At 36.7% G+C, this 16,370-nt stretch carries 20 protein-coding genes; 3 read left to right on the top strand and 17 right to left on the bottom strand.

Annotation, left to right across the window (positions count from 1 at the left end):
* Positions 1–92: 92 nt before the first annotated feature.
* From BTHG_RS19650 to BTHG_RS19670, 5 genes are all read right to left on the bottom strand, one after another.
* Positions 93–890 (bottom strand): DUF1444 domain-containing protein, encoded by a 798-nt coding sequence (locus BTHG_RS19650; RefSeq protein WP_010678458.1) that lies wholly within the window; start codon positions 888–890, stop codon positions 93–95.
* 53 nt (positions 891–943) lie between these two features.
* Positions 944–1,258 carry a thioredoxin family protein gene (locus tag BTHG_RS19655; RefSeq protein WP_010678459.1) on the bottom strand — a complete coding sequence of 105 codons (315 nt, stop codon included), beginning with the start codon at positions 1,256–1,258 and terminating at the stop codon, positions 944–946.
* 90 nt (positions 1,259–1,348) lie between these two features.
* The gene (locus tag BTHG_RS19660; protein ID WP_010678460.1) at positions 1,349–1,846 is read right to left on the bottom strand and encodes a hypothetical protein; all 498 of its coding nucleotides are present in this window, start codon (positions 1,844–1,846) and stop codon (positions 1,349–1,351) included.
* A gap of 178 nt (positions 1,847–2,024) precedes the next feature.
* Positions 2,025–2,540, bottom strand: coding sequence for a DUF84 family protein (locus BTHG_RS19665; protein ID WP_010678461.1), 516 nt, complete (start codon positions 2,538–2,540; stop codon positions 2,025–2,027).
* Positions 2,541–2,605: 65 nt separating this feature from the next.
* Entirely contained in the window at positions 2,606–3,679 is a 1,074-nt protein-coding gene (locus BTHG_RS19670) for a M42 family metallopeptidase (protein ID WP_010678462.1), read from the bottom strand.
* Positions 3,680–3,852: 173 nt separating this feature from the next.
* On the opposite strand from BTHG_RS19670, the gene BTHG_RS19675 reads away from it, so the two are divergent.
* Positions 3,853–4,161, top strand: coding sequence for a PepSY domain-containing protein (locus BTHG_RS19675; RefSeq protein ID WP_010678463.1), 309 nt, complete (start codon positions 3,853–3,855; stop codon positions 4,159–4,161).
* Between the two features lie 40 nt (positions 4,162–4,201).
* On the opposite strand, the gene BTHG_RS19680 is transcribed toward BTHG_RS19675, so the two are convergent.
* Positions 4,202–5,047, bottom strand: coding sequence for a YtnP family quorum-quenching lactonase (locus BTHG_RS19680; RefSeq protein ID WP_010678464.1), 846 nt, complete (start codon positions 5,045–5,047; stop codon positions 4,202–4,204).
* 96 nt (positions 5,048–5,143) lie between these two features.
* Entirely contained in the window at positions 5,144–5,794 is a 651-nt protein-coding gene (gene trmB / locus BTHG_RS19685; RefSeq protein WP_010678465.1) for a tRNA (guanosine(46)-N7)-methyltransferase TrmB, read from the bottom strand.
* 379 nt (positions 5,795–6,173) lie between these two features.
* Between trmB and BTHG_RS19690 the strand changes: the two genes are divergently transcribed.
* Positions 6,174–6,452 (top strand): YtzH-like family protein, encoded by a 279-nt coding sequence (locus BTHG_RS19690; protein ID WP_010678466.1) that lies wholly within the window; start codon positions 6,174–6,176, stop codon positions 6,450–6,452.
* Here the strand turns inward: BTHG_RS19690 and BTHG_RS19695 are convergent.
* The 9 genes from BTHG_RS19695 to BTHG_RS19735 form a co-directional block, all read right to left on the bottom strand.
* Positions 6,447–7,235, bottom strand: coding sequence for a phosphotransferase family protein (locus BTHG_RS19695; RefSeq protein WP_010678467.1), 789 nt, complete (start codon positions 7,233–7,235; stop codon positions 6,447–6,449). The genes BTHG_RS19690 and BTHG_RS19695 overlap by 6 nt on opposite strands.
* 300 nt (positions 7,236–7,535) lie before the next feature.
* Entirely contained in the window at positions 7,536–8,471 is a 936-nt protein-coding gene (locus BTHG_RS19700) for a diacylglycerol/lipid kinase family protein (RefSeq protein WP_010678468.1), read from the bottom strand.
* 217 nt (positions 8,472–8,688) lie between these two features.
* Positions 8,689–9,408, bottom strand: coding sequence for a hypothetical protein (locus tag BTHG_RS19705; protein ID WP_010678469.1), 720 nt, complete (start codon positions 9,406–9,408; stop codon positions 8,689–8,691).
* A gap of 170 nt (positions 9,409–9,578) precedes the next feature.
* Positions 9,579–10,265 (bottom strand): LrgB family protein, encoded by a 687-nt coding sequence (locus tag BTHG_RS19710; protein WP_010678470.1) that lies wholly within the window; start codon positions 10,263–10,265, stop codon positions 9,579–9,581.
* The gene (locus tag BTHG_RS19715) at positions 10,262–10,657 is read right to left on the bottom strand and encodes a CidA/LrgA family holin-like protein (protein ID WP_010678471.1); all 396 of its coding nucleotides are present in this window, start codon (positions 10,655–10,657) and stop codon (positions 10,262–10,264) included. Before BTHG_RS19715 ends, BTHG_RS19710 begins: the two co-directional genes overlap by 4 nt.
* Positions 10,658–10,672: 15 nt before the next feature.
* On the bottom strand, positions 10,673–11,242 hold the full coding sequence (gene thpR / locus BTHG_RS19720) for an RNA 2',3'-cyclic phosphodiesterase (RefSeq protein ID WP_010678472.1): 570 nt from the start codon (positions 11,240–11,242) through the stop codon (positions 10,673–10,675).
* 263 nt (positions 11,243–11,505) lie between these two features.
* Positions 11,506–12,915, bottom strand: a complete 1,410-nt coding sequence (gene pepV, locus BTHG_RS19725; RefSeq protein WP_010678473.1) for a dipeptidase PepV — start codon at positions 12,913–12,915, stop codon at positions 11,506–11,508.
* 11 nt (positions 12,916–12,926) lie between these two features.
* A complete protein-coding gene (locus BTHG_RS19730; protein ID WP_010678474.1) occupies positions 12,927–14,072 on the bottom strand; it encodes an ABC transporter permease in 1,146 nt (381 codons plus the stop codon).
* Positions 14,065–14,787 (bottom strand): ABC transporter ATP-binding protein, encoded by a 723-nt coding sequence (locus BTHG_RS19735; protein WP_010678475.1) that lies wholly within the window; start codon positions 14,785–14,787, stop codon positions 14,065–14,067. Before BTHG_RS19735 ends, BTHG_RS19730 begins: the two co-directional genes overlap by 8 nt.
* Before the next feature lie 368 nt (positions 14,788–15,155).
* Between BTHG_RS19735 and BTHG_RS19740 the strand changes: the two genes are divergently transcribed.
* Positions 15,156–15,374, top strand: a complete 219-nt coding sequence (locus tag BTHG_RS19740; RefSeq protein ID WP_010678476.1) for a DeoR family transcriptional regulator — start codon at positions 15,156–15,158, stop codon at positions 15,372–15,374.
* Between the two features lie 126 nt (positions 15,375–15,500).
* Here the strand turns inward: BTHG_RS19740 and BTHG_RS19745 are convergent, their stop codons facing one another.
* The gene (locus BTHG_RS19745; RefSeq protein WP_010678477.1) at positions 15,501–16,220 is read right to left on the bottom strand and encodes a pseudouridine synthase; all 720 of its coding nucleotides are present in this window, start codon (positions 16,218–16,220) and stop codon (positions 15,501–15,503) included.
* Positions 16,221–16,370: the final 150 nt, after the last annotated feature.

Here is a 16,370-nt window from a genome sequence, read left to right on the forward strand (position 1 = left end):
AGAGACTTCTGCTGAATAAAGTTAAATCTATTCCTTATTGTAACAAAAAAGCCGCTAGTTTTCCTAGCGACTTTTGGTAGAGGAGAATACATTTATTTTCTTGGTCGATTTTTTCCAAGGATAAAGATTGGTTCAAGTTCCCCCTCTTCAAAAAGAAACGATAGTGCTGTAATCGGAACTCTACCACTTGCAAAGAAGCTCATCGTTATCTGGGCAAGAATATCATATCCTGTTTCATTTTGAACATCTACAATAATCAAAACATCCTGGTGTGGCACTGCAACTGCCATGGTACCTTTGATTTGTTGGCTCATTTTTTGAAGAAAGGCATCATTTAAAATACGACTTGCATCATAGCCGTCATTTTTATTAATAAAATAAAAAGTATTACCAGCGACTTCATCCGTTTTATATGAAACATCTAAGGAACGAAGATTGAACCTTGCTATTTCGCGAATCCGTTCAAACTTCCAATTCTCTTTTTCGAGGAGCTTTTTATCAATTAATCTGTAAGTAGTCCCTAAATCAAGTGCATAATAAATCCTTGTTTCAGCTGTATGATCGTCGTATAAAAGGTCTTCCCCATCATTTGACTGTGTCGGAAACGAGGTTGAACGGATAACAGGAAAGATATTTTTTTCTTTCCCTTCAAGCTCCAGTTCACTATTCATGACAGTTAGAGATTCTTCTATATAATAAATGACTTCATCAAGACTTGCAGGACCTTCTTCTTGATATTTGGCAATAATACCTGGAAGTGTCACGGTTGTTCCTATTTTCGTTTCCTTGTCTTCAATACGCAAGGTATCCTTTTTTGGGTCGTAAGAAAAATTCCAATTATGCTTTGCGAGTTTTTCTTGGATGATTTTCTTTAACTTTTTCGAATCCATTTTCCGACTATTTTTTGAGTCCATAAAATCAATCTCCTCTCTTTTCTTTAATCTTAAGAGAGCCCATTAATGAATTGTTCAATCTCTTCCTTTGTTTTACGGTCTTTACTTACAAATCGACCGGTTTCTTTTCCGTCTTCGTATGCCAAAAAGCTAGGTATTCCAAAGACATTTAATGTCGCGCACAAATCGATAAATTCATCACGATCTACATAATAAAAGGTATAGTCAGGAAAGGAGCTTTCAATTTCAGGCAAAAATGGGTCGATAAAACGGCAATCTGGACACCAATCTGCTGAAAACATTAAAATGCTTTTTCCATTTTTAATTATTTCTTGATATTGATCTATATTCTCAAGTTTTTTCATATGTTTAACCTCCAAATACCGTATGTCCTTATTATGATATATTCTCTTTTTAAAAACAAATAAAAGCCCCTAGAATTTAGGGGCTTAACCTTAATATTTTACGGAAGATACGATTTTCATCATTTCTCCTGCACTTTCTGAAATATCACTTACCTTAGTTTCTGTTGTCATCTTTATTCCGCCAATGCCAACCGTCACTAAATATTGGTTGTCTTCAATTTCAAATACTTTTACATATCCAAACCGTTCTTTATCTGTATAAGTTTTATCAACTTCAAATTCTTTCGCATCAACTGCCTCATACAATACTTCACTGGTACGTTTTTCATTTGGATTTACAAATAAAATAAAGGTTTGGTCGCCTTTTTGAAGAATGACGTTATTTTCAACCTTCTCTTCTATTTTCATAGTAGAAGGTAGATAGAAGGAAATACCGTCATTTTCACTATTTGTTTTTTCAGGTTGAGCATTAAATGCAGTTTCAACCGATGAAACCGTTTCCTTTGATTCATCTTCAATCGATGCACAACCTGACAAAAGTCCTACCAGTACTAGTAAGGTTACAATAAGGACTTTCCTCATTTTCATTTCTCTCACCCCTTACTCAAACTTAACTTTCCAAGAAGTGGATAACCTCTTTGAAAAAAGTTAATAAGGTTGACTATCTCTCTATTTTCTATAATAAACCTATTATTTTCTAAGTTGCAAGAGTAATCTATTAAATTTTATCAATATGAAATAAGTACCATTTTTAATTCAATAAAACTTAAAGATTATTCTTGAATGTCAATTGACCGACTAGGAGTTTAACAACATGTGTAAACATGTCTTTGCGATTAACATAATGGTTGGTGAAGATGCCGATTGCGCCTTCATGGCTGCGAATGTCTTTTTGCTTTGTAAATTCCGCCATGACATCACCTAACTCGATTCCTACTTTTAACTCCCTGGAAATTTCATCTGGAAGAAGGATTCTTGCTCCACCTGCAATGATTGGCTCAATATCCTTATCTATAATCGCCCCCCAATTACATAAAAACATCCCAAATTCAGTTTGTACGACCCCACCCTCTAGGCCAATTCCAAGGTCAGCATTTTCCTCTTCAAGTGCAGATTTAGCTCGATTGATTGCACCTTGAATCGTCTCCTCATCTGAAAAAGGCTGCGCTGACACACCCGAAGATACAGTTGTAGGAACAAAGTTTGCCTCAATGCCACCAAAGCCATTTATGATTGCATCTACTTTCGCAGGATTTTTTGTCCCAATTGCAACTCGTAACATAATATATCACCTCATCTGCAAAACGAATGCTCGGCAAATGCCGAGCACGTTACTTTTAATTAATTTTACCCATTTTGACGGATTGAATCCACAGTAGTACGGTCAGATGCCTTCACAAGAGTAACAAGTAATTCTTTAGCTGCAGCATAATCATCAACATGAATAATTGAAGCATGTGTATGGATATAGCGTGAACAAATACCAATTACCGCTGATGGAACACCTTCATTTGAAAGATGAACTTGACCCGCATCTGTTCCACCTTGTGAAACAAAGTATTGATACTTTATATTATTTGATTCTGCTGTATCTAAAAGAAATTCACGCATACCACGATGCGTAACCATAGAACGGTCATAAATACGAAGTAATGCACCGCCTCCAAGTTTGCCAAATGCATTTTTATCACCAGACATATCATTAGCTGGGCTTGCATCAAGAGCATAAAAGATATCCGGTTTAATCATGGTTGCAGAAGTTCTCGCTCCTCTTAAACCAACTTCTTCTTGTACAGTTGCTCCAGAATAAAGAATATTTGGTAGTTCGACTCCCTGTAATTCCTTTAATAATTCAATCGAAAGACCACAACCATACCGGTTATCCCAGGCTTTCGCTAGAATTTTCTTTTCATTTGCCATTGGAGTAAATGGACAAATTGGAACAACTTGTTGACCAGGCTTAATTCCTATACGAATCGCATCTTCGCGGTCATCAGCACCAATATCAATCAACATGTTTTTAATATCCATTGGTTTATTACGCTGACTCTCTTCTAAAAGATGTGGAGGAATAGATCCGATAACACCGATTACAGGGCCATTCTCTGTTATAATTTGAACACGTTGTGCTAATAAGACTTGGCTCCACCAACCACCAAGTGTTTGGAAACGAAGCATTCCATTATCCGTAATTGAAGTAATCATGAATCCAACTTCATCCATATGTCCTGCAACCATGACCGTTGGCCCATTTTCGTTCCCACGGCGCACTCCAAATATACTACCTAATCCATCTTGAACTACCTCATCTGAGTATTTTTCAAGCTGGGAGCGCATAAACTTTCTTACCTGGTGTTCGTTTCCTGAAGCACCAGGTAGCTCGGTTAATGTTTTAAAAAGCTCCAGAGTATCCTGTTTCAAAATCATTCTCCTTCCCATTTTCATAACAGTTTATTGAACGTATTGATTACATCTATTTATGTACATTATTTAGTATATCGAAATTGTTTTTTTGTTACCATAGCCAACATGGCGATTTTTAAAAAATATAGTTATACTTATGATAAGGAAAAAGTTCCTTTAGGAGGGATATAGTGAGCTGGAATAAGTTTTTACTAGGTTTTGGTGTTGGGTTTGCAAGTGCATTTCTTTTAAAAGAAGTACTAAGTGACTCAACAATTCCCGGTGACAAAGCCTTAAAAATGGCAAAAGAAGCTTTCAAAAAAAATGGTCCAATTGATGGGTCCTGGATCCAAATGAATCCTGAAGATTATACAAAGTCTGGAATTGACTATCAAGTGTATAGAGGTGGCATTTCCCGTAAAATAAATCAAGAAAGCCACCAGTATGAATTTATCATAGATGCCAAAACCGGTTCTATTTTAGAAGTAATTCCACTCTAAGGCTACTTTTAGCTTATAAGAATATCTTATAAGCTTATTTTTATTCTCGGTTTCTTTTCAAAGAATCAATAACCTCTCCAGCTTGGTTCCACTTGATTGCTCGATAATAAGCGTCATGATAAAAAACATACCATGCTTCCTTCGCTAGTCCTTCACCCATCCATTTTTGTTTTTGTTCAATTGATTTCATTGGATAGTCATCGTACGCCAAAACCCATAAAACATTTTGGTGTGCATGAGTTGGCATAATATCGGCCATATGTATCGCTTGATCATCATTACTTTCAAATAGAATGATGGAATGACCATCACTATGACCACCTGTATGTACCATTGTAATTCCTTTGACAACTTCAATCTTTTCCGAGAATGTCTTCACTTGATGTTCAATTGCTTCCCAATTCTCCTTCCAGTACGTGGCCTTTGAACGGATATTCGGATTTCTCATTTCATCCCATTCCACATCTGAAACGATAATGACAGCGTTCTCAAAAGAAGGGACCCATTTACCTTGCTCCCATTTTGTAAGACCACATGCATGATCAAAATGAAGATGAGTCATGAGAACAACATTGATATCACGGGTTGTAAGTCCTAGTTCTGCTAATGATTTATCAAGTGAAGATTCTTCAAGAACCCCAAAATTTCGTTTTTGTTTATCTGTTAACTTCCCGTTGCCAATTCCTGATTCTACCAAAATATATTTTGAACCTGCCTTTACAAGAATTGGATCAGTTCGTAGTTCAATTTGATTTTTTTCATTATGCGGATATTTTCTCGACCATAATGGCTTTGGTACGACACCAAACATGGCTCCTCCATCTAAATTTGTTACACCGCCATTAAGCCAAGTAAGTGTAATATCACCAATTGTAAGTTGTTCCATTCTTTCCCCACCCTTCTTTTAATCGTGCTTTCATTTTATCATTATTAAGAAAATTTATAAAACAAAAAACCATGAGCCAAATGACTCATGGAAAATTTACTCTTTTTTATTTTGATATTGAACCTCTGAACGATAAATGGGATGGCCCATTTCAGAAAATTTCTCTTCATATTCCGTCATGATATTACCTTCAAAGTCCGATTTATGCAGATCCAAACTCACAAATGTTAGTAGTAGTCCGTATTCTGAGAAGCTTTTTAATGAAAATTCGAATAATCCACGATTATCTGTTTTAAAATGGATTTCTCCTTCTTCAACTAGAATGTCTTCGTACATTTGTAAGAATGTTTTATATGTTAAGCGACGTTTTTCATGTCGTGTCTTTGGCCAAGGATCACTAAAGTTTAAATAAACCCGTTCAATTTCACCTTTTTCAAAAAAGGTTCTAAGGTTTACAGCATTTTGATTTAATAATTTGATATTTGGAATTTCTGCTTCAATGACACGGTCTAAAGCTGAAACAATAACACTTTCGTACAATTCAATCCCAATATAATTGATATCTGGATGAGCTTTTGCCATTTCAGTCACAAATCTGCCTTTGCCAGTCCCTACTTCTATATGTATCGGATTATCATTTCCAAAAACTTGTTTCCAATTTCCTTTTTGTTCATCAGGATTTTCGATTACGTATTGTGGGTATGATGCTAACCTTTCCTTCGCCCACGGTTTATTGCGTAAACGCATAATTGCCACCTCATTTAAATGTGTGTTCAAAAAAGGAGGGTAAAAAGGACCAAGAAGTTCGAGGCGATGTAGCTTTGAGTAGCGGAGCGTATGCTTTTAATACGTGAGCAGACGATCTTGCACGCCGGAAAAGTGGTTTTCTTTTCCAAGGAACGGAAAAGCAAGCCAACGAAGAAATTCGATGTGTCATTTTTACCAGACTTTCTAAACATCAAGTTGTTCGCACAAAAGAATAACATGTCCTCACCATTCGCGCAAGGCTTTCTAGTCATTATAAAACGAAAACCCGCCTATGAGCGAGTTTACGTTTCCATCGTATAAAAAAGGTCATTTCATGGAAATGTAGTATATAGACAAAATCAAAAAGGAAGTGTTTTTTATGCCTATTGATCATTCACATCAATTGGACCTTTTAACAGATATTTTATCCAATCATCAAATGGATTGCTGTGGTACAGTATCTGAATGTGAGCAATTAGGTCGATTAATTCAATCCCTTCTTGCAAATCCAAACATTGACCAAAACGTTAAACAAGTATTAACTGATGTATATTCCTATAGTCAGCAAGGTCAATATACCCAGCATCTTGATAACCACATTGAGTCACACCAAAATCAAATCAGTCAGTGGATTACTGATATTGACCAGTTCTCATAACAACTGTTGTAAATATTGCAACCAATGAAGGACTTCTTTATTCTTCTTTTTGGACCGATACCAACCGGTAAGATGCAATGTTTGTGCAACGACATACCATTTCATCCGGAGAAGTAAGTTTTCCGTTAGTTCCATTCCATAGAGACTGATCCATTTTGGCCAGTCTTCTTTTTTTATATACCAATGTAAAAGCATGCCAATATCTACTGCAGGGTCTGCAATCATCGCTCCATCCCAATCAATTAAATAGAGCTCATCATTGTCTGATAATAACCAATTATTATGATTAACATCGGAGTGACACACAACATTTTGATCTGTTTTAACGTTATCGACTTCTTGCTCCAAGAATTTGATAGCTTTATTAACAATATCAAGTTTTAATAAATCCGGATGCAGATTACGTACAACTTCATGGAATACATCATCGACTTCTATCGGCTTCTTTCCTATACGTCTTAGCATTTCTAAAAGTTCGTTCGACTGGTGAATTTTTTTAAGCAAGTTCGCTACATTTTCCCCATTCATTTCAACCGGCTTTAATTCTCTACCACTGAGCCATTGTTGAGCAGTCACAACATCGCCATTTTCGAGTCTCTTCGTCCAAATTAATTTTGGTACAATTCCTTCCGCGGAAAGAACAGCCAGAAAAGGGGATGAATTTCTTTTCAGAAATATTTTTTTATCATTTAATTGGGCAAAATACGCATCTCCCGTTGCACCACCTGCTGGGGAGAATTCCCACTCGTTGTCTAATACGTATGTAAGCCAGTTTATCTCCAATTTCAACACAACATTTCCTAATAAATGTAAAATAAGAAAAGCACATGGTGTTCAGCCTTAGGTGACAAGCATAAGATGAGCGCTAACAGAAGGTACACTTCACCCTCTGAAGCGATTGGCTTATGACCTCAAGCCGATAGCGCCAGAGCTAGACATTAAAAAAGACAGCTATTGACGATCTATATAACAATAGCTATCTTATTAAATTTTAGCGTTCATTTACAATTAAAGTCAAGAAAAAGTAACTTTTCTGCTTTAGAAAACAGGGTAATTATCACTAGAAAATGATACCAATTAGTCTTATTTTACCAAAAACCTCATTTTTCTTTGTTGAACTTCAACCTGAACCGAGCCTTTTCCAAGTAACTCCCCATCAGCATGCACTAACATTTCTTCATCTGATTCAACACGAATCGTGGCACCTATATGCTGAGAAATTTCGTTAAACTTTGTATGTGCTCCGAAGAATACCGTCACAAATACAACCAGAAGCTTCATTCTTGAAAGGTTATGAACGACCGTAACATCCAACAATCCATCTGTTGTCTTTGCTTTTGGTGCAATCTTCATACCCCCCCCATAAAAAGGTTGATTTGAAATGGTTACAAACCAAACGTTTTCGTATTGATAATCTTGGCCGTCAACGTTTATTGTGGCATTCGTAAGTTTATAGGTAAAAAGAAGACGAATAAGGGCACCGACATAGGCTAAAGACCCCAAATGAACTTTATTTAAATACTTTTTCATTTTTGACTCATTTGTTAGTTTTGAAACCGCTGCGTCAAAACCTGTACCTAAGCTACTCACAAAATACGAACTTTTTGTTTTTCCTCGCACCTTGCATTTTCCGATGTCAGACAATTTCCCCTTACTGGTTTTGTATTGAATGATAAAGGAAAGTGCGCCTAGTGGTGACTTTGGAACCTTGAATCCCCTTGAAAAGTCATTTCCAGAACCAGCTGGGATATACCCAACCTTAATATCAGGATAATATACCATCCCATTGACAACTTCATTAATAGTCCCATCTCCACCGACTGCAATAACAGCCTCAACCTTGTCTTCAAACATGGATCCTATTTGTCGTGCCAGTTCCTCAGCATGGTTTGGGTACTTTGTAAAGAACGAGCGGTAATAGACTTTTTTCCTCTCAAGTTCTTGCTTAATCTTGTTCCAAACCTTCATTCCATTCCCATTTCCCGCATTTTGATTAACAATAAAAATCAATAGTTTCATAGTTTATCCCCTGAAGAATTCGACATTCATGACTTAATAGTATTTTATAATTAAAAAGTTGACAACCAAGAAAAAAACGCAAGGTTCTGCCAATCGACGACAAGCATAAGACAAACGCTGAAAGAGGTGCATTTTACCTTCCAAAGCGTTTGTCTAGACCAAAGAGCCTGCGGCACCTGAAACTAGACACAAAAAAGAAGGTGCACCCTTATGCACCCTACTCCATTCTACGAACACATACTGTCTGACAGTGTTGCAATAAAGCGTTACCCGCTTTTAATTGCATATGTTTTAACGGTGACCTCATATTCCGTAAAGAAGTAAACCATTCTTCATAATTCCTCTTTTCTACTAATTCCACATCATAAGGAACAAGTGGAAAATCAAAATAACCTGTACGATTCAAAATCACTTTACGAATCGGCAGTTCGATACCATATGCGGAATAAATCGTACGGATAATTCCATCCATCCGATCAAGTTCAATCATTGGAGATAACACTTTTTTTTCATGTTTTCCTGTTCGCTCTGTCCAAAATCTTTCATGTGACCCTAAAAAAACACTGTTTTCTTTGTCTTCAAGGATTGTGATAATCCAAGTTATCATAGGACTAATTAGTATAATTTCTACTTCAACTGGTGCTTTTTTTAATTTAAAAATAGGTTTGTATAACACAAGATACGTATCTGGAAAACGTTGTAGAAAATATTTTAAGTTCGGATCCTTATAAAATTCCTTATCTATATAGGATTTGTCTCGAACTGTGGAACTTGCCCACTTCATTTGGAATTCAAAGATATGATCTAGAAACTGCTGTTTCTCTAACACTGTCTTCTCCCATTGTTGTCTTTTTACACGAATAAACTGGCCAGGATAACGAAACATATCGACTTCGTACCTAGATATATAATCCTGCAATTTTATTAATTGTCCCAACTTTATTACACCTCATTATAAGAAAAGCACAAGGCGCCTGCTTATCGGCGACAAGCATAAGACGAGCGCTTCTGAAGATGCACTTTACCTTCAGAAGCGATTGGCTTAGACCCGAGAGCCGATGGCGCCAGCTAGACATAAAAACCTTGGTCAAATTTATGCCTTCTAATCTATAGAAAAAAAGAAACCAACACTGGCAACATAATTGATGTATACACAGCACTTAAAATCATTGCGATTGAGCTGATTGCTCCTTCGTTCGTACCTAGTTCCAATGCTCTTGACGTCCCAATACCGTGCGACGCTGTTCCAAAACCTAAACCAATTCCAACAAAATGAGTAACCTTACTTATTTTTAACAAAAGAGGACCAAACATGGCACCCGAAATTCCGGCAATCATTACATATACAGCCGCTAGTGCTGGAACTCCCCCAGTCACACTCGCAATATCCATTGCCACAGGTGTTGTAACAGATTTAGGAGCAATGGAAAGGATAATCTCAGGATTAATTGCTGCTATTTTTGAAAGATAAATACCTGTTACAATTCCAATTGTTGAACCTACGAAGACACCTATTAAAATTGGAATAAAAAATTGCTTTAATGATTCGTGGTTTCGATATAAAGGATAGGCCAACGCCACGACGGCAGGTCCGAGCAGTTCATCAATCCATTTACCACCCACCATATACGTTTCATATGGTATGGACAAAGTGAGTAAGAAAATAAGGATTACAAAGGTAGTCGTGGCAATTGGTACAAGTAATGGGTGGGCAAATCGGTTATAAAGGCGTGTCATCAACATAAAGATGGCAATTGTACCTACGATTGAAGCAATAGTATATACAGTATTCATGCTCCAAAGCCCTCCCCGATATTCTTTCCTTGTTTTTGTTGTTTCCTAGCTGCTATTTTTTCACCAACTACACTTGATGTAATCATAACTAGAAATGTACTTACTAACACAATAGCAACCGTAATAAAGCCCTTTCCTTTAAAAAAGGATAAATAGTCCATAATTCCAACTGTTGCAGGTACAAAAAGCAGAGCCAAAAACTTAAGCAAAAATTGTGCTCCATCTCCTAACCATTTTTCCTTAATTATCTTTGTTTGCAACAAGATAAATAACAAAGTCATCCCAATTATACTTCCTGGAATGGACGTATGTAATAGGCCTTGTATCAAGGTACCTACCCAATAAATTAGATATAGAATCGCGATTTGGAAACAAATCCTAACATATCTCATCGGAAAATTCCCTTCTTAGCTCAAGGTAAAAATAGACAGCGGCTGATATTTAGGCATTCGTTGCATATGAGTTTGATATAACACAAAATGCTCTGCTTTAAAAATTAATTGTTCTTCCTTGGGTTGTACGATTTCATTAAGCTGTGTTGGCAAAAATGGATTTTCCGACTTCCATTTTCTCGCCATTGTAATATGTGGAGTAAAGGTTCGCTTATCAAGTGAAAAATCCAAATCCGTACAGGCTTGATAAACATCTTTTTGAAGTGTTCGTAATGGCTCGCTTTCCTCTACCCCTGCCCATAGGATTCGAGGCGAATCTGATTTCCCAAATGTACCTAACCCACTCAACTGTAGCGTGAATTTGGAGTGCTTATTGGCGATTTCCGGCATTTCTTTTTTGATTGCAGTCAGCTGTTTAAAAGATGCCTGCCCACCTAAAAAAGCAAGGGTAATGTGTAAATCTTCTGGATGAACCCAAGACTTAAAAGGGAGTCGTGGCTCAATCATTTCTCTCCATTTAAATAAAAGTTCTTTTGTTTGAGCTGGGAGTGCAAGCGCAAGAAAATAATGGGTTTGATGCTCCATTTGAAAGCTCCTTTTTTAACATTTGTTATTCAATAATTTTAGCAAAGTTTATTGGAAAGGGAAACTAGGGGTGAAATACCGATTACAGGACGATTTAACTCATATTGTTTTAGGATATTTTCATCAAATGGTGTGTGTGTTTTAAAAGTGATTTTGACAATCTTTGAAGTCGTTTTTTCACGACTTTATTTTATTTCTATCGATTTTAGCAGTACAAACAACATAAAAGCCCACCAACCATGGCGGGCCACTTACTTTACTATTTATTTTGCCAATTCATATATTGCCTGAGCATATATAGCGGTTGCTTTTACTAAATCATCGACTAAAATAAACTCATCCTTTTGATGTGCAACATCAGGGCGCCCCGGGAACAATGGTCCAAAGGCCACTCCAGCTTCTAACGATCTTGCATATGTACCTCCACCTATCGAAACTAACGTTGCTTCTTCACCTGTTTGCTCTTCGTAGACTTTTTGGAGAGTTTGAATCAATGGGTGATCCTTGTCCACATGGTGCGGTTTAGAATCACTGAAATTGGTAAGCTCAAAGCTAACCTTTTTACAAACCTCCTCAAGACTCTTTTTTGTGTCATCCATATTATTCGTAACAGGATACCGTAGGTTAAGCCCAAGGCTCCCTCCTTTTTCAGGAGTATAAGAAAGCTTGCCAACATTAATGGTTAGATCACCTGTAATATCGTCGCTATAAGCAACACCTAAACTTCTTCCCCGTGAATCACCTACAAAATATTCATTGACAAAATTCAAATAATGCTTTGCTTTTTCATCTAATGAATACTTTTGTAAAAAGGAAGCTAAGTATAAGCCGGCATTTTTCCCATGGTCAGGCTCCATTCCGTGAGCAGATACACCTTCTAACTGAAAAATAACGGTGTCTTCATCACATATACCACGACCCACTAGTGAGTTTTTCTGTACAAACTCTTGAAATTCCGTCACCATCCCTTGAAGATCTCCTTTACCTTCAAGCTTTGCTTCTGCGAAATCAGGAACCATGTTGTATCGACGCCCTGAACTAAATGATTCTAAGCAAAGGTCGCTATTAGACGACAGGTCCGATTTTTGAACCAAATCAAAATCCGCAATCCCTTTTTCAGCATAAATGATTGGAAAATCGGCATCTGGTGCAAAGCCCATTGTCGGCATTTCTTCGTGTTTGAAATAATGGTCAACACAACGCCAGTCACTTTCCTCGTCTGTACCAATAATCATGCGAACCCGCTTTGAAAGTGGAAGATTTAGTTCTTTAATTATTTTCATTGCATAATAAGCAGCCATTGTTGGACCTTTATCGTCTAACGAACCTCTAGCAATTAATTTACCATCATGAATTTCAGCACCATATGGATCAACTGACCAACCATCCCCTTCTGGCACAACATCTATATGACATAGGATTCCGATAAGTTCATCTCCAGAACCCATTTCAAGATGTCCTGCATAACCATCTAGATTTTTTGAAGTAAAGCCATCTTCACTACCTTTATCTAATAAGTAATGCAAAGCATCATCAATGCCAGTCCCGAACGGGGCAGCTGGAGTTCCATTTTCTTCATCAAGGACACTTTTTATTTTCAAAAAGCCTTGGGTATCTTTTATAAGTTGGTCTTTACGCTTTGTGACTTCTTCAAGCCAATTGATTTGTTCCATATGAATTCTCCTTACAATATAATCAAAATTAGTACAAGCCCTACTATTGATATTACAGGAACAGAAATGAAATTCACACTATAGTGTTCCGCCTGAGCGCGAATAATATCATCTTTTCTTACGCTTACGATAAAATGGTTAGACATAATCCGGTTATATACAATCTTTACCCATATTCTTACCATGATAATATAACCAAAAAAGATAATGCATTTGATCCAAATTGGCGGTATGACAAACAAGGCTACCGTTGAGATACTTGAGATTTGTAAGCATTGCAACAAATAGGTCTTATTCCTAAAAAATGCTTTTATGAATAATTCTTGCAGGCTCTTCCTCCGATTTCGTTTTTTATAAATTCGTTTTGAGTTCCGATAAAATAAGGGGCTTCGCTTCTTTTCGCTTGGAACTTTTTCTACATATTCGGAAAAAGCAAAAATACTTTTTACATACTTAAGCTTTGTTTGTTTCTCAATAACAACATCGTTAGAAAATGTTGTAAGTCTGTTTATCCTTCTGAAGGAGTTCAACAAAAATAAAGCCCAATGAAAAAGACTTATTGCGAATAATAATAAAACAGAAGCATAAAAGGCCCATTTTACAAGCATGAAGGAAAAAGCCCCAAATGCAACGAAAAGGACAATCGTGTAAAGGCCCTTTTTCCATGTTGAACTTATATCATCTAAGTATTGCTTCCATCCAAGAATGAGTGCTTTTAAACTGACAAAATAAAAGGCTAAAGCGAGAATATCACTCCAGGATAGATTGTAATGATTGAATAAAAAAGGTGCCAATATACCAAAAAGAAATACAATTCCTACACTATAACCGGTCACATAAAGATTTCTTGTCCATTTTTTCAAATCGATAATAAGTGGCCGTTTTTGTAATAAAAACAATTGATCCGCTTCTTCCAAAAATGTCCGAATGCGTCCCTCCCAGCAAAAAAGGTATAGCAAAAGAAAGATAAAGGATAGTGGGATTCCATTCATCCAGCTTGGAATTTCAGACCACCATATATAATAATGATAGCCCCCTATCGCAAGGGCAGGAATGAATAAATAAAGGAAAATCGTCCAGTCTACTACACTTTTAAATACACCCCATTGATACCCAATCTCTTTACGAAGTCGAGTTCTAAATAGACGTTTATTCATCAGACGTTTCACCTTGTACAATTTGGTTGAAACACTGTAACAGGGAAGCCCCTGGTAGTTTGGCTTCTATACGAATGTTTTCAAGATTACCCTCGGCCTTAAGCCTTCCACCCGCTACTAACTGGAAACGATCACATACCTTTTCAGCCGTATCTAGGACGTGTGTACTCATTAAGATACCTGCACCACGCTTTTTTTCCGTATCAATAAGTGTTAAAAAATCCTGCATCGCCATCGGGTCTAATCCAACAAATGGTTCATCAATAATATAAATATCCGGTTTTATTAAAAAAGCTGTTATAAGCATTACCTTTTGCTGCATTCCTTTTGAAAACGTACTGGGAAACTTATGAATTACTTTCCCCATATGAAAAAGCTTTACTAACTTCATTGCCCTTTCTTTAAACTCCTCATCTTCTATCTCCATAACACCTGCTGCTAAGTCGAGATGTTCCCATAAAGTTAATTCATCGTAGAAGACTGGTCTTTCCGGAATATATGCATATGTATGATTATTGATAAAGTCGATTTTTCCATTTGAATTTTCTAATAATCCCAGAATCGTTTTTATCGTGGTACTTTTACCTGCACCATTCGGTCCTATAAGCCCAACAATTTCTCCACGATTTATGGAAAAAGAAAGCTCCTCAACAATTTTATTATTTTCTTCATACCCTGAATTCTGTATTGAGACATCCAATAAAGTCTGGTCCATAAACAATCCCTCCACCTTTACATACGAAATGCACGAATAAAAGTTCCAACCATTAAGATGCTTTACCAAACTGTAATAAAAATGTAAAAAACAGAATAGTAGAAATAATTTATGATAATAATAGAAGTAAATTGAAGATTCTTGACAATTTATGTAGAAATAGTCATACTATTCAGAAACAACTATATATATATAGCAAACGCACCTGTTAAGAGATGAGGTGATATGGGACATATATACGAAATTGTTTGTATAAAATATAAATACTTGTTGCCAATCGTTATTTTTGGATATTAATTTTGATTGTAGTTGATCGTAGGTAAGACTGAGGCATGTTTCCATGTACAAAAATGATAAGGAGTGGTTTTTTGAAACCTTCAACAAACCGTATGTTAACTCGTATCAAATCAGTCTACATGTTTATTAATGAAAAAGGGACTGTAACAACACAGGAGCTTGTGGATGAATTTGGAATTACATCTAGAACCATTCAACGTGATTTGAATGTGTTAGCATATAATGATTTGGTTCGCAGCCCTAGTCGAGGAAAATGGACAATCACAAAGAAGAAAGTCAAAATTTCATAGCAAAAATTTACAAGGGGCGCATGAAGAAGGTAGCAAAATACTTCACAATAGAAAGTCTATTCATACAGATACATATAAAGAAACATATATACAGACGAAAAAGGGTTGCCTTACTGGCAGCCCTAGTTAATTTTTCGTGTAATTTTTTAGTTGCATGACCTCATCATCAGTTAGTTCACGATATTCTCCTAGTTCAAGTGATTCATCAAGTGGCAACGGTCCCATTTTCGTTCTTTTTAAATAGATGACACGCTTCCCTACTGCTTCGAACATCCGTTTTACTTGATGGAACTTTCCTTCTTCAATGATAACTTCGATTTCAGAGCGCAATCCACTGCTTATGATTGTTAGAACTGCTGGCATCGTTTCGTAGCCGTCTTCGAGGGTAACCCCGTTACGGAAAGCCTCCACATCCTCTTCTGTTACAGCACCTTCAATAACGGCATGATATGTTTTGGGAACATGTTTTTTTGGAGAAAGCAGTTGATGGGCTAGCTGGCCGTCATTGGTCAGCAGCAATAGCCCTTCCGTATCCTTGTCCAAACGACCAACAGGAAATGGATTATAAACGGTATCTTCCATTTCCAATAAATCAAGGACGGTGTCATGGAGATAATCCTCAGTCGCTGAAATAACTCCTTGAGGTTTATTCAGCATTAAATAGATAAATTCCTTATATTCAACCACCTCACCATGAACGGTGACTGTGTCAGATTCTACTTTTACATGCTTACTAGAATCTTTAACAGGAACTCCATTAATTTGAACGGTTCCTGATTTTAACAAGCTTTTTACTTCCTTCCGACTTCCGAACCCTCGATTAGCAAGTAATTTATCAATTCGCATGTAAGTACCTCCTATCAAATACACCTTGGCATATATGCGCTCGAATTTTTCGAGCTTGTCCGAAAATTCGTGGCATCCGCCAGAGGCTTTAACTTTATGTAGTGGATTCAAACCCTACTGAATTATGTTAAATCCGCGAATACCCATCTT

The sequence above is a fragment of the Bacillus timonensis genome (assembly GCF_000285535.1).
Taxonomy (GTDB): Bacteria; Bacillota; Bacilli; order Bacillales; family Bacillaceae_L; genus Ferdinandcohnia; species Ferdinandcohnia timonensis.

What these genes read in the sequence shown, in the direction of transcription:
- BTHG_RS19660 (WP_010678460.1), bottom strand. Translation starts at nt 1,846, where the DNA reads ATGAAAATGAGGAAAGTCCTTATTGTAACCTTACTAGTACTGGTAGGA.
- BTHG_RS19710 (WP_010678470.1), bottom strand. Translation starts at nt 10,265, where the DNA reads ATGAATACTGTATATACTATTGCTTCAATCGTAGGTACAATTGCCATC.
- BTHG_RS19655 (WP_010678459.1), bottom strand. Translation starts at nt 1,258, where the DNA reads ATGAAAAAACTTGAGAATATAGATCAATATCAAGAAATAATTAAAAAT.
- BTHG_RS19665 (WP_010678461.1), bottom strand. Translation starts at nt 2,540, where the DNA reads ATGTTACGAGTTGCAATTGGGACAAAAAATCCTGCGAAAGTAGATGCA.
- BTHG_RS19735 (WP_010678475.1), bottom strand. Translation starts at nt 14,787, where the DNA reads ATGGACCAGACTTTATTGGATGTCTCAATACAGAATTCAGGGTATGAA.
- pepV (WP_010678473.1), bottom strand. Translation starts at nt 12,915, where the DNA reads ATGGAACAAATCAATTGGCTTGAAGAAGTCACAAAGCGTAAAGACCAA.
- trmB (WP_010678465.1), bottom strand. Translation starts at nt 5,794, where the DNA reads ATGCGTTTACGCAATAAACCGTGGGCGAAGGAAAGGTTAGCATCATAC.
- BTHG_RS19715 (WP_010678471.1), bottom strand. Translation starts at nt 10,657, where the DNA reads ATGAGATATGTTAGGATTTGTTTCCAAATCGCGATTCTATATCTAATT.
- thpR (WP_010678472.1), bottom strand. Translation starts at nt 11,242, where the DNA reads ATGGAGCATCAAACCCATTATTTTCTTGCGCTTGCACTCCCAGCTCAA.
- BTHG_RS19650 (WP_010678458.1), bottom strand. Translation starts at nt 890, where the DNA reads ATGGATTCGAAAAAGTTAAAGAAAATCATCCAAGAAAAACTCGCAAAG.
- BTHG_RS19730 (WP_010678474.1), bottom strand. Translation starts at nt 14,072, where the DNA reads ATGAATAAACGTCTATTTAGAACTCGACTTCGTAAAGAGATTGGGTAT.
- BTHG_RS19700 (WP_010678468.1), bottom strand. Translation starts at nt 8,471, where the DNA reads ATGAAACTATTGATTTTTATTGTTAATCAAAATGCGGGAAATGGGAAT.
- BTHG_RS19690 (WP_010678466.1), top strand. Translation starts at nt 6,174, where the DNA reads ATGCCTATTGATCATTCACATCAATTGGACCTTTTAACAGATATTTTA.
- BTHG_RS19745 (WP_010678477.1), bottom strand. Translation starts at nt 16,220, where the DNA reads ATGCGAATTGATAAATTACTTGCTAATCGAGGGTTCGGAAGTCGGAAG.
- BTHG_RS19680 (WP_010678464.1), bottom strand. Translation starts at nt 5,047, where the DNA reads ATGGAACAACTTACAATTGGTGATATTACACTTACTTGGCTTAATGGC.